At 55.8% G+C, this 12,765-nt stretch carries 9 protein-coding genes; 7 read left to right on the top strand and 2 right to left on the bottom strand.

The genetic code is table 11. The features are described 5' to 3' along the window. Positions 1–39 precede the first annotated feature (39 nt). From OH144_RS13060 to OH144_RS13075, 4 genes are all read left to right on the top strand, one after another. Positions 40–1,020 (top strand): FecR family protein, encoded by a 981-nt coding sequence (locus OH144_RS13060; protein ID WP_266202689.1) that lies wholly within the window; start codon positions 40–42, stop codon positions 1,018–1,020. Between the two features lie 19 nt (positions 1,021–1,039). Further along, positions 1,040–3,673, top strand: coding sequence for a TonB-dependent receptor (locus OH144_RS13065; protein WP_266202690.1), 2,634 nt, complete (start codon positions 1,040–1,042; stop codon positions 3,671–3,673). Between the two features lie 12 nt (positions 3,674–3,685). After that, positions 3,686–4,537 carry a DUF4249 domain-containing protein gene (locus OH144_RS13070; RefSeq protein WP_266202691.1) on the top strand — a complete coding sequence of 284 codons (852 nt, stop codon included), beginning with the start codon at positions 3,686–3,688 and terminating at the stop codon, positions 4,535–4,537. 228 nt (positions 4,538–4,765) lie between these two features. Continuing rightward, entirely contained in the window at positions 4,766–5,341 is a 576-nt protein-coding gene (locus tag OH144_RS13075; protein WP_266202692.1) for a DUF1579 family protein, read from the top strand. A gap of 161 nt (positions 5,342–5,502) precedes the next feature. Here the strand turns inward: OH144_RS13075 and OH144_RS13080 are convergent, their stop codons facing one another. Beyond that, the gene (locus OH144_RS13080; RefSeq protein WP_266202693.1) at positions 5,503–6,225 is read right to left on the bottom strand and encodes a YoaK family protein; all 723 of its coding nucleotides are present in this window, start codon (positions 6,223–6,225) and stop codon (positions 5,503–5,505) included. A gap of 60 nt (positions 6,226–6,285) precedes the next feature. Continuing rightward, positions 6,286–6,627 carry an MGMT family protein gene (locus OH144_RS13085; protein WP_266202694.1) on the bottom strand — a complete coding sequence of 114 codons (342 nt, stop codon included), beginning with the start codon at positions 6,625–6,627 and terminating at the stop codon, positions 6,286–6,288. Positions 6,628–6,827: 200 nt separating this feature from the next. Here OH144_RS13085 and OH144_RS13090 point away from each other — a divergent pair, with 200 nt between their 5' ends. The 3 genes from OH144_RS13090 to OH144_RS13100 all read left to right on the top strand — a co-directional run bounded on the left by OH144_RS13090 (position 6,828) and on the right by OH144_RS13100 (position 12,733). Continuing rightward, the gene (locus tag OH144_RS13090) at positions 6,828–7,961 is read left to right on the top strand and encodes an efflux RND transporter periplasmic adaptor subunit (protein WP_266202695.1); all 1,134 of its coding nucleotides are present in this window, start codon (positions 6,828–6,830) and stop codon (positions 7,959–7,961) included. A 287-nt stretch (positions 7,962–8,248) separates the two neighbouring features. Then, positions 8,249–11,332 carry an efflux RND transporter permease subunit gene (locus tag OH144_RS13095; RefSeq protein ID WP_266202696.1) on the top strand — a complete coding sequence of 1,028 codons (3,084 nt, stop codon included), beginning with the start codon at positions 8,249–8,251 and terminating at the stop codon, positions 11,330–11,332. A 63-nt stretch (positions 11,333–11,395) separates the two neighbouring features. Continuing rightward, positions 11,396–12,733 (top strand): TolC family protein, encoded by a 1,338-nt coding sequence (locus OH144_RS13100; RefSeq protein WP_266202697.1) that lies wholly within the window; start codon positions 11,396–11,398, stop codon positions 12,731–12,733. The last annotated feature ends 32 nt before the right edge of the window (positions 12,734–12,765 follow it).

Genomic DNA, 12,765 nt, shown 5'->3' on the forward strand with positions numbered 1-12,765 from the left:
TTATGCACAGACTTAAAACCTTAACCTCAGCCCAAAACCATGGATAGCCGCTACTGGGACATCGCTGCCAAGAGCTTTAAAGGCAAGGCCACACCCGCCGAGGAGGAGGCGCTGCGCCAGTGGCTGAACCAAAGTCCGGAGCACCGGGAGCAGTACCAGGCCCAACAGCAGCTCTGGAGGCTCACGGCACCCGCCCCTGCCACAGCAGTAGATACGGATTCCGCCTGGAGAAAAGTGCGTGCGCAACTGCAGCCGCAGCAGGCAAAGGTTATCCCGCTACACCGGCAGCTGTGGCGCGTGGCCGCTGCCGTGGTGGTGCTTGTCGGCATCGCCTGGCTGGCTAAGCTATACTTCCTGCCTTACTATGGGCTAGAGGTAGTAAGGTCGGGTAGTGGGCAAATGGCAGTTATACTTCCGGACAGCAGCCAGGTGTGGCTCAATAAAGGAACTACACTTGCTTATAATCCGGATTTTAACGGACCGCAGCGGGAAGTACACCTGGAGGGCGAGGCCTTTTTCGAAGTAAAGCGCAATCCGCAGCAGCCTTTTGTCATTGAGGCAGAGAACAGTAAAACACAAGTACTAGGAACCTCCTTTAACCTGCGCGCCTATCCACATGAACAGACGGTGGAGTTGACGGTGGCCACGGGCAAGGTTGCCTTTACATCATCTAAAAGTTCAGCACAGGCTATTGTTACCCCTGGCTATGGTGCCATACTTCAGAAACAGGAAAACAGCGTTGAAAAGTATGAATTGGCCGGTGAAAACGCCTGGGCCTGGAAAAGCGGCAAGCTGCACTTCGGCGGCAAACCGCTAAAGGAGGTACTGGCGGCGCTGGAGCGCTACTACGGGGTGACACTGCAGCTAGCGCACCCAGGGCTGGAAAACTGCCGGTTTACGGGCACCTTCCAGAACTCAGAGCTGCAGGAGGTGCTGCAGGTGCTGGAGGCATCGCTGCAACTCGAGATCATAAAGCAGGACGAGCATACTTATACGTTGGCGGGCAACGGCTGCCACTAATACCTTAACCACCTCACCTATGAACAAACGTGTACTATGCCTGGGCGTAGCCTGGCTAACCATTGCCCTCGCTGCGCTGGCGCAGGCAGGCCTGCTGGAGCAGAAAGTCTCCCTCAATCAACCCAACGCCACCATACAACAGGTACTCGAGGAGCTGTCTGAAAAGTATAATCTCACCTTCTCCTACGGCAACGACCTGGTGCCGCTGCAGCAACAAGTAAGCATCCATGCCGAAAACCAGCCGCTGCGTCAGGTGCTGGATGAATTGCTAAAAAATAGCGGCACAAGTTATACCTTGATTGGGAGCCAGATTATACTGCGGCCTGTGAAAAGGCAGGAACAGCAGCGGGTAACGGTTAGTGGGCACGTTAGAGATGCAACTTCCGGGGAGAGTTTGGCAGGGGCCACGGTAACCAATGGAACAGCCGGAGCGGCAGCCAATACCTATGGCTTTTATAGTATAACCTTACCCGCCGGGCTAGTGCAGTTGCAGGTGCGCTACCTAGGATATGAACCGCTTATTCTTAGCATAGCTCATGTTACTGCTGACACAACCCTGCAACTGCAGCTACAGCCGCTTTCCAACCAGATCCAGGAGGTAAACATCACCGCCGAAAAGGGTATGGACTTGCAGCAGGCTAACCAGATAACCATGCGCGGAGCCGAGTTAAAGCAGTTGCCGCGCCTGATGGGAGAGGCCGATGCGGTTAAAGCCATGCAACTGATGCCCGGTATACTTGGTGGCCGCGAAGGCTCCTCTGACCTGATCGTGCGCGGCGGCAGCCCCGACCAGAACCTGATCCTGCAGGACGGGGTGCCGGTGTATAACGTATCGCACCTGCTGGGCATGTTTTCGGTCTTTAATCCGGATGCCATTAAATCGGTGGAGCTGCTAAAAGGAGGCTTTCCGGCCCCTTACGGCGGCAGGCTCTCCTCGGTGGTGGATGTGCAGTTGAAGGAGGGCAATAACCAGCAGTTCGCCGGCGAGGGCGCCGTAGGATTGATTTCTTCCAAGCTGATGCTGGAGGGGCCGATCAAAGATGAGAAAACCTCTTTCCTGCTAGCGGCCCGACGCACTTACCTAGACGTGCTGGCCGCCGCCGCAGCGGCCATGAGCGGGGAAGACATCAGCAACTACAATTTTCTCGACCTCAACGCTAAAGTAAACCATACCTTCTCCCCTGCCAACAGGTTGTACCTGAGCCTGTACAGCGGCCAGGATAGGTTCTCAGATAAGCAGGAGTTTTACAACTATGCCAGCACCGAGCAGCAAAAGTATAACATGCGCTGGGGCAACATCACCAGTGCCCTCCGCTGGAACCATGCATTCGGCCCGAAGCTCTTCAGCAACACTACCCTCACTTATAGCCGCTACCGCTTTGCGCAGCAGTCGGAGGTAAAAAGCCCACAGCTCAACCGCTCCGTAGACTACAGCTCCGGCATCACAGACTGGGGCGCAAAAGCAGACTTCGATTACCTGCCCCACACCCGGCACAGCGTGCGGTTCGGCGGCAGCTATACTTTCCACACGTTCCGGCCAGAGGTTACCTCGCTCCGGACAGACAGCCTCACCCTCACCACCGACTCCTTCTCTACCATCCGGGCGCACGAGTTTTATACTTATGCCGATGACCGTCTACAGCTGAGCGAGCGCCTGCAGGTAAATATTGGATTGCACTTCTCGGGATTCGAAGTGAATGGTGAGTTTTATACCTCACTGCAGCCGCGCCTGGCGCTGGGCTATACTTCGGCTACAGGCATCAGTATACGCGCCTCCTATGCCACCATGGCCCAGTACCTGCATCTGCTCAGCAACACCTCCACCGGGACCCCTACCGATATCTGGGTACCCGCCACCGAGAAAGTGAGACCGCAGCGCTCCTGGCAGGCCACATTCGGTGCAGCCACTGTATTGGGGCAGCAGTGGGAACTGACGTCGGATTTATACTATAAGGCAATGCAGGACGTGGCTGAGTTTAAGGATGGAGCTGACTTTATTGGTGAGTTCTTCCGCAGCGGCCCCGAAACCAACTTCGCCAACTTCGTGTCGCCCCCTTACGAAACGCGCGTGGTGAGCGGCAGGGGATGGAGCTATGGCTCGGAGTGGCTGCTGCGCAAGCGGCAGGGCAAAACCACTGGTTGGCTCGGTTATACTTTATCCTGGTCGTGGCGGCAGATGGATAGCATCAACTTTAATCAGAAGTACCCTTACACCTACGACAGCCGCCACAGCATCTCGCTGGTTGCCAACCATCAGCTTACCGAAAGGCTACGCGTGGGCGGGAGCTGGGTTTACCGCACCGGCTACGCCACTACATTGCCAGCAGCCAGCTACAAGGCCTACAACGAGCCTGTAAATAACCCCTACGGCTGGAGCCCCTCGGTGGAGACGGTCGATTACGTGGGTGAGCGCAACAACTACCGCATGCCCGCTTACCACCGCCTGGACCTGAGCCTGACGCACTCCAAGAAGAAAAAATGGGGCGAGCGCAGCTGGAACATTTCTGTTTACAACGCCTATAACCATAAAAACCCATACTTCATGCACCTCAGCCAACCAAGTATAAGCGCCGAAAACAATTCTTCACGTCGTCTTTATAAGGTCTCGCTGTTTCCGGTGCTGCCGTCCATTAGCTATGCGTTTAAGTTTTAAGAAATGATGAAAATGCGAAAGATAAAGTTCACGTTGCCGCTGATGTGCCTGATGCTGCTACTAAGCAGCTGCGAAACGGTAGTGGAAATGGAGCTTCCGGCCCACGAACCGAAGTTGGTTGTAAACGCCGTCATCAACCCCGACAGCCTTTTTACGGTGGAGGTAAGCCCCAGCCAAAATCCCTTATCCAACAAAGCGCACGAGCCGGTAAGCAACGCCACCGTGCAGGTATACCAGGCCGACCAGCACCTATACACGCTACAGCACAAAGGAAACGGCACTTACAGCACAGACCAAAAACCGCAGGCGCTACAGCACTATGAACTGAAGGTAGAGGCGCCGGGCTTACCAACTGCCAGCGCAACAACATACATCCCCGCCGCACCAGCTATCAGCAACCTGAATGCCACGCCTGTAGCCGCCACAGCGTCGGATGGTCCTACCGTTAGCGCCACTTTCACCTTGGCTGACACGCCCGGCCAGGAAAACTTCTACTACATTCAAGCTTTTACCCCCGACACAAGCTATCTTGACGGACAGCCCTACAGAAGATCTGTGGGGGTGAGACTAGTGGAGCCATTTGAAGACGAGTTCACGATGGAGGACCATTACTTTTTCAGCGATAAGCTATTTGATGGAAAAGTTGTAACGCTGCGCCTGGACCTGGAAAACCCGCCTCAATATACTACCTACGTGCGCATCGCACACATTACGCGCGAGTTCTATGACTACGTCCGAACACTTAACAAACAGTCGTACCGCGATAATTTTGCCACACCGCCCGGCCCTGTAGCCAACAACATACAGAGCGGCATAGGGGTATTTGCAGGATATCATGCGGTGACATTGGTGATGGAGCCCTAGCTTTGTTTTTTCCCCAATTCCATCACGTTCCTGACTCAGTTCATCGGTACTTTTACCCACACATGGCTAACTGACACAAAGAAAAAAGGCCTAAGTATAGCCCTTTCAGGAGTTTGTCTAAAAGCCAGGCAACTATCCTGTCTTCTAGCTTATCTTTATAGTGTTGCTCAGCTACTTACATACACCTGATCAACCACGCGACCCGACACTAAATATAAAGATAAAGCTATGAAAAAAGTAATTCTTACCCTGTTGGCGGCGGTGCTGCTGGCAGCGGCCGCCCCAGTAGTTCAGGCACAGGAACAGACAAGTGTACCATTAACCTCCGAGGAAGCCCACAAACTGCTCCGCCGGCTGTCGGGTAATTGGCAGGTGAGTCACTATTCGTGGCAGCCGGACCGCAATGCCTACTACCAGTCGTCGGGAAAGGCAAACGTAAGCCCAGCCCACCAGGGTAGCTACCTGCACGAAAAGACCTATGTAAGGCAGCCGGACGGCAGCCAAAAACGGCAGGAGTGCTTCTTCGGGTATTCAGCCTCGAAGGAGCGGTTTGAGTTGATACAGGCAGACAAGCAGAACGGAAACACCACGCTCCTGGTGGGCCAATGGCACCCGGAGTTTCATTCCATCACCTTAACACACCCGGAGGGGCTGAAGCGGGGCGGTCCCAACAACGTGGAGTATGTTTACGTGTTCTTGCCCGAGGGCATGTTGCTGAAAATAGTCCGCACCCTCGATGAAGAGGGCAACTACCGCATCCAATCCCAGGACTATTACTCCCCGCAGCATACTGCTAGCTTCTAAGGGATAAGGGCCTGTCACGCCTATTCATATTTACTTTATAGTATAGGCGTGGCTGGCCTTGCTTCATACCCGGTCTTACGCTTGCATGCGTAGGGGCGCGTAACGCCCCTACGCATGCAAGCCAGGTTATCCTGCCGCGCCCCCGGCACAGCAGGGTAGCCTCACCTCCTGTATTTGCGCTTCAGTTTCACCACTTTATACTTCAGGCTATCATACACCAGGCCGGCTAGCAGGATGGCGGCAGCCAGCAGCAGCGCTTTCATGGCGAAGGCAGAAAAAACAAAGCCGCCCACAATACAACCCAGAAAGAAGAAACTGATGATGGTGAGGCGCAGCTTGATGGAGGCCCGCAGCTTTTCCTGCTGCTCCTGCTTCCGGTAAAAGTACAGCTGTGAGATCTCAATGCCCAGGTCGGTGAATAGGCCGGTGAGGTGGGTGGTGCGCACCACGGCGTTGGAGATGCGGGTTACCAGCGCATTCTGCAGGCCCATGGCAAAGAGCAGGCAGCAGGCCACGGCAATGCGGTGCTGCAGGATAAACTCCAGGCTCAGCAGCGCCACCGATACCAGCACCAACAGCTCCAGGCCCACCGGCGGGAGGTATACAAACTGCTTGTTTCGTCGCAGCATTGCCTCCAGCAGGATGCCTGACACGATGGCCCCGGATAAAAAAGCAAGTATGAACAGCAGGTAGCCCCAGGCGTTGGAAAAGTTCTGGCGCCCCACCTCATCGGCAAAGAAGGCGAAGTGGCCCGTCACGTTAGTGGTGAGCTGCTGCAGCGCAAATACACCCGCCACGTTCACAATACCCGCCACCAGCGAGAGCAGCGAGGCCAGCTTCAGGTTATGCTTCAGGGTGCGGTTTTTCCCTCGGTGTCGGAACATGCTGGGTAGTGGGCGTAGAACTTCTGCTAAAGTATAAATCCGGGGCCGGATAGGCTACTGTTACAGCAACTCTTTCGCCGGGTCCCAGAACAGTTCCCTAAAATCCGCCACCTGGCCGTTCTCTACGCGCACCCCCTCCTGTTCCAGCCGCTCCTGCATGGCGTGGGGCGTGTCAAAGTGCTGGCTACCGGTAAGCATGCCGATACGGTTTACGACCCGGTGGGCCGGAATCTTAGTCATGGGGTGGGAGGCGATCAGGGCCCAGCCCACCATTCTGGCCGAGCCTTTTGCCCCCAAATAGCTGGCTATGGCCCCATATGAGGTTACCCGGCCACGCGGGATGAGCTGCACTACCTCGTATACATTCTGGAAAAAATTCTCCTTGCTATCTTTTTTTGCCATTTTCAATCACTGCTGTTTAAACCTTCGGTACCGTTTTATGTCTTTAAGATGTGCCGGTTTGTAGAGTTTAAGTTACGTCAACTTTTATTGTTCGCAACGTTGTCTGTATATTTAACCTGGATAATACCACCAAACCGGGTAACCCTGCCTTATGAATGCATAACGGGCACTCTCCTAACTAAACCTGTGTTAAAACACAAATGAACAAAACCTTAAAAACTATCCTGATTCTTGTAGCCGTTACGGCTGTTGGTTACTTAGCTTACAGGCAGCTTTCGGCCGAGCCGGAGATGCAGGCAACTGCAGGCGGCGGCGGTGGCGGCGGTGGCGGCCCCATGGCGCGTAAAGTAACCGTGGATGTATACGTTGTTTCACCGGGAGCTTTTCAGAACAGGATCTCCACCACAGGCACGGTGCTGCCTAACGAGGAGGTGGAACTGCGCAGCGAGATTGCCGGGCGTATTACAAGTATCAACTTTAAGGAAGGCACCCATGTAAAGAAAGGCCAGCTACTGGTAACGGTGAACGATGCCGAGATGCGCGCGCAGCTGCAGAAGCTGGAGTCTAACCAAAAGCTCTACCGCGACATGGAAGAACGCCAGCGCACGCTGCTGGAGAAGGAATACATCAGTGCGCAGGAGTACGACCAGGTAAGCAACCAACTGGCTACCGCCACCGCCGACATTCAGGCCCTGAAGGCTACTCTGGCCAAAGCCTACGTGCGGGCCCCTTTCGATGGGGTGATCGGCCTGCGCCAGGTGAGCGAGGGCAGCTACGTATCGGCCACCACACCCATTGCCCGCATTGTTGACATCAGCCCTGTGAAAATAGATTTTGCCATTCCTGGCCGCTACAGCCAGCAGGTAGAGGCTGGCGACAAGATTACCTTCACGGTGGAGGGAATGCCGAAAGTATACGAGGCATCTGTTTACGCCGTGCAGCCAGGCATAGACCCCGGCACCCGCACCCTGCAGGTGCGCGCCCTTTTCGATAACAAGAACGAGGAAGTAAAGCCGGGCGCCTTCGTAAGTGTGAGCCTGTCGTTGCAGGATTCGGATGATGCCATCCTTATCCCGACAGAAGCCATTATACCGGAAGCTACCGGGCACAAGGTTTTCCTGTCTAAAAACGGGAAGGCTGTCCCGAAGATGGTGAAGATTGGCCAGCGTTCTGAAACGATGATCCAGATTACGGAAGGCGTGGCCCCCGGCGATACGATCATCCGCTCCGGTATTCTGCAGGTGCGCGATGGCTCTAACCTGAACATACGCAAAGTACTGACAGCTGATGAAGCATTAGAGGCTCCCGCGCCGGATACAACTGTGGCTGAATAATCTGCCGTGCAGGAACGCCAATAGTATAACGAGAACCGTTTAAAGTTAGGGCCGCAGGCCAAAACCCGATCTAGCCCCTAAAGCAGCAATCGTCCTTAACTGACGCCCCTGTAGCTGTTTACACCTGCCTTTTGCAGGAAACGGCCGAAAAAGAGACAAGCAAGAAGCCAGGAAAACGAACTGAAGTACGCTAAATTAACAGGAGTAGACAAGCAGACCGGAAGCGCACCGTTGAAAAGCCCGCTGACCGTACAGTTTATCAGCTCCAATCCCCACCACAGATTTATATGGCAAGTTTATCCAATATAAGTATAAAACGTCCCGTGCTGGCTATCGTGATGAGCATCGCGATCATGGTGTTCGGGTTTATAGGCATCACCTACCTGGGTGTGCGAGAGTACCCCAGCGTGGACCCGCCCATTGTGAACGTAAGGACGAGTTACGTAGGCGCCAACGCTGAGACCATCGAGTCTGAGATAACCGAGCCCCTGGAGGAGTCCATCAACGGTATTGCCGGTATCCGAACGCTTACCTCCACCAGCAGCGAGGGCAGCAGCAATATTACTGTAGAATTTAACCTGGACGTGGACCTGGAAACGGCTGCCAACGACGTGCGCGACCGCGTGGCCAGGGCACAGCGACGGCTGCCCGAGGACGCCGAGCCTCCAACTGTGGCCAAGGCCGACGCTGATGCGAACCCCATCCTCTTCCTGGGTATCCGAAGCGAGAACCGTACCCTGTTGGAGCTCTCTGATATAGGTATGAACGTGTTCAAGGAGCAGCTGCAGACCATCCCGGGCGTGAGTGAGATCATGATCTGGGGGGATAAACGCTACTCGATGCGTCTGTGGATGGATCCGGATAAGCTTGCCGCCCTGCGCGTAACCCCGCTGGAAGTACAAAATGCCCTCGCGCGCCAGAACGTGGAGCTGCCATCGGGAAGTATAGAAGGCGCCACCACCGAGCTTTCGGTGCGGACCATGGGCCGCATTTCCACCCCGGAGGAGTTTAACAACTTAATCGTGCGCCAGGACGCCGACCGCCTGATCCGCTTCCGCGACATTGGCTATGCCCAACTCGCCCCCGAAAACGAGAAAACGGTGCTCCGCTACAACGGCATCCCGATGATCGGCGTGGTGCTGGTACCGCAGCCGGGCTCGAACCAGATCGAGATCGCCGACGAGTTTTACAGACGCCTGGAGCACATCAAAAAAGACATCCCGGAAGACCTGCAGCTAACCATCGGCTTCGACAACTCGCAGTACGTGCGGGCCTCCATTGCCGAGGTGCAGGAGACCATTATCGTCGCCTTTGCCCTGGTAGTGATCGTGATCTTCCTGTTCCTGCGCGACTGGCGCTCCACGCTGATTCCGGTGGTAGCCATACCGGTCTCCCTTATCGGCACCTTCTTCATCATGTATGTAATGGACTTCTCCATCAACGTGCTCACCCTGCTGGGCATTGTGCTGGCCATTGGCCTGGTAGTGGACGACGCCATCGTGATGCTGGAGAACATCTATTCTCGCATCGAAAAAGGAGAGCGGCCAATGCAGGCCGCCAAGAACGGCGCCAAGGAGATTTACTTTGCCATTATCTCCACCACTGTTGCCCTGGCGGCCGTGTTTATGCCGGTGGCCTTCCTGGAGGATACCACCGGCCGCCTGTTCCGTGAGTTCGGTATTGTGGTGGCTGGCTCGGTGATCATCTCCTCCTTCGTCTCGCTAACGCTCACGCCGATGATGTCCTCGCGCATCCTCAAGCACAGGGAAAGACCCAACTGGTTTTACCGTAAAACCGAGCCCTTCTTTGAGACCCTCACCGGTGGTTACCGCCGCAGCCTGGAGAGCTTTATGCGCGTGCGCTGGGTAGCTTTTATACTTATTGTGGCTTCTGCCGGTGCAATCTGGTGGCAAATGTCTACCCTGCAGTCTGAGTTGTCGCCTGAGGAAGACCGTGCCGGCCTTCGTATAAACGCCACAGGTCCGGAGGGTGCCTCTTTTGAGTTTATGGACGAGTACATGAACGAGCTGACCGCCCTGGTGAACGACTCGGTGCAGGGCATCTCCAGTATCACCTCCATGACGCGCAACGCAAACTCGGGCTTTATCCGCCTCCGCTTGGTCCCTTCGGACGAACGCAGCCAGACACAGCAGGAGATTGTGGAAAGCATGCCTTCCCTGATCAACCAGATACCGGGCGCCAGGGCCTTTGCCTCCGGCGATAAGGGCCTGGGCGGCGGGCGCGGTGCCGGCCAACCGGTACAGTTCGTGGTGCAGTCGCAGAACATGGACAAGCTACGCGAGATCATCCCGCCGTTCCTGGAGAAGGCCCAGCAGGATCCTACCTTCAGTTTCGTGGACGTGAACCTGAAGTTTAACAAGCCGGAGCTGCGCGTGGAGATTGACCGCGAGAAAGCCCAGAGCCTGGGTGTTTCCGTGCGTGATATCGCCCAAACCATCCAGCTTGGCCTAAGTGGCACCCGCTTTGGCTACTTCGTGAAAGGCGGAAAACAGTACCAGATCCTGGGGCAGGTAGCCCGAGAGAACCGCAGCGAGCCGCTGGACCTGCGCAGCCTCTACGTCAAGAGCAGCACCGGCGAGCTGATCCAGCTCGACAACCTGATCCAACTGAAGGAGGAAAGTGCCTCGCCGCAAGTATACCGCTTTAACCGCTTTGCGGCCGCTACCTTCAGCGCCACACTTAACAAAGGCAAGACCATTGGCGACGGTTTGGAGGTGATGGACGCTATTGCCGACGAAGTGCTCGATGAGACCTTCCAAACTACTCTTACCGGCCAATCCAGGGATTTCTCCGAAAGCTCAGGCAGTCTACTATTTGCCTTCTCGCTGGCACTGGGTCTTATTTACCTGGCGCTTGCCGCGCAGTTCGAGAGCTTCCGCGATCCGGCCATCATCATGTTCACCGTGCCGCTCGCCCTTTCCGGTGCCTTGCTCAGCCTCTGGTACTTCGACCAGACACTGAACATCTTCAGCCAGATCGGCATGATCATGCTGGTGGGCCTGGTAACCAAAAACGGCATCCTGCTGGTGGAGTTTGCCAACCAGCGTAAAGAAGAAGGCCTGTCGAAACTGGAGGCTGCCACGGATGCCGCCGTATCCCGCTTCCGCCCGATCCTGATGACCTCACTCTCCACTATCCTGGGTACCCTGCCTATTGCCCTGGCACTAGGCACTGGTGCGGAAAGCCGTATGCCAATGGGTATTGCCGTGGTAGGAGGCCTGATTCTGGCCACCGGCCTTACGCTCTACGTGATTCCCGCGATCTACTCCTACTTCTCCTCTGCGGAGGCAAATGTGATTGCTGAACTGGAAGAGGAAGAGGCTGAAGCCAAGAGACCAGAGTATGTGTAAGCAAGCCAACCCATTATTTAAGTATTTTAGCCAAAGGATTTTAACGCGATAGATCAAGTATAAATGTTTGCATACAGAGCCGCGGCGCTTTTCCTGGTCGGATTAGCACTACTACTTCCAAACCTGGCCCAGAGCCAGGAGCAGCTTTCGCTGGAGCAGGCCATCCGCATCGGACTACAAAACAACTATGACATTCGGATTGCCGGCAGGCAGGAAGCCATCTCCGAAAACAACGTGACGCTGGGTAACGCCGGCTTTCTGCCCAATGTAGACGGCAGGGCTTCCCGCACGTTCAGCGAGAACAACTCGCGGCAGGAGTTCCAGACCGGACCAGACCGCGTCCGGGACGGGGCTAGCTCCAACAACATGAGCTATGGCGTGAACCTGAACTGGGTGATCTTTGACGGCCTGGGCATGTTTATCAACCTGGAGCGGCTGAAGGCCCTGGAGAAGTCCGGGGAGTTGCTTACAAAGCAGACGATAGAGAACACCCTCGCCGACATCACGGCTAGTTATTTCGAGGTGGCCCGCCAATCTTCTAAGATAAAGGCGATACAGGATGCCATTGCCATTTCGGAGGCACGCGTGGAGATTGCCCAGGCCCAGTATGAGGTGGGCGTGAGCGCCAAAGTGGAGATTCTGCGCGCCCAGGTAGACTACAACGCCGACCGCTCGGAGCTGCTGCTGCAGGAGGAGGCGCTGCAAAACGCCAAAATCAACCTGAACCAACTGCTGGGCCGCAACCCCGATCTCGACTTTGTTGTGACGGACAGCATTATGGTGGACCCAACGGTGAACTACAGCGTGGCCGCCAACAGCCTGAACGCCGCCAACCCGCTGCTGCAGCGCCTGCAGCTGGAGCGCCAGCTGGCACACCTCGACATCCGGTCCGTGCGGGCCAGCCGCTTTCCGACGGTGAGCGTGCTGAGCGCCTATAACTTCAGCCGCTCCGAGGCAGAGCCACTAAACGAATTTCAGGCCCGCTTTAACCAGAACCGCGGCTACAACTATGGCCTCAGCCTGAACGTGCCGATCTTTAACGGCTTTAACATTAACCGCCAGGCGCAGAACGCCCGCATCAACCTGGAGACAGCCAACCTGGAGCTGCAGCGCGAGGAGAACCGCCTGCAGGCTGACCTGGCCCGCGCTTACAGCCAGTACACCAACCGCCTGCAACTGCTGGAGCTGGAGGAAAGCAACCTGAAACTGGCCCAGGAGAACGCCGAGATCGCCCTGGAGCGCTACAGGCTGGGCATCCTGACGGCCATCGAGCTACGCGAGGCACAGCGCAACGAGCTGGTGGCCTCTAACCGCCTCATCGATATACAATACCAGGCCAAGGCGGCTGAGATTGAGCTGAAACGGCTGAGCAGCACCCTGCTGCAGGAAACCCAAATGTAACCATACCGACTTTTAAAGTATAAAAGTATAGC

It is taken from the genome of Pontibacter kalidii (assembly GCF_026278245.1).
In the GTDB taxonomy this organism is placed as follows: domain Bacteria; phylum Bacteroidota; class Bacteroidia; order Cytophagales; family Hymenobacteraceae; genus Pontibacter; species Pontibacter kalidii.

What these genes read in the sequence shown, in the direction of transcription:
- OH144_RS13060 (WP_266202689.1), top strand. Translation starts at nt 40, where the DNA reads ATGGATAGCCGCTACTGGGACATCGCTGCCAAGAGCTTTAAAGGCAAG.
- OH144_RS13065 (WP_266202690.1), top strand. Translation starts at nt 1,040, where the DNA reads ATGAACAAACGTGTACTATGCCTGGGCGTAGCCTGGCTAACCATTGCC.
- OH144_RS13070 (WP_266202691.1), top strand. Translation starts at nt 3,686, where the DNA reads ATGCGAAAGATAAAGTTCACGTTGCCGCTGATGTGCCTGATGCTGCTA.
- OH144_RS13075 (WP_266202692.1), top strand. Translation starts at nt 4,766, where the DNA reads ATGAAAAAAGTAATTCTTACCCTGTTGGCGGCGGTGCTGCTGGCAGCG.
- OH144_RS13080 (WP_266202693.1), bottom strand. Translation starts at nt 6,225, where the DNA reads ATGTTCCGACACCGAGGGAAAAACCGCACCCTGAAGCATAACCTGAAG.
- OH144_RS13085 (WP_266202694.1), bottom strand. Translation starts at nt 6,627, where the DNA reads ATGGCAAAAAAAGATAGCAAGGAGAATTTTTTCCAGAATGTATACGAG.
- OH144_RS13090 (WP_266202695.1), top strand. Translation starts at nt 6,828, where the DNA reads ATGAACAAAACCTTAAAAACTATCCTGATTCTTGTAGCCGTTACGGCT.
- OH144_RS13095 (WP_266202696.1), top strand. Translation starts at nt 8,249, where the DNA reads ATGGCAAGTTTATCCAATATAAGTATAAAACGTCCCGTGCTGGCTATC.
- OH144_RS13100 (WP_266202697.1), top strand. Translation starts at nt 11,396, where the DNA reads ATGTTTGCATACAGAGCCGCGGCGCTTTTCCTGGTCGGATTAGCACTA.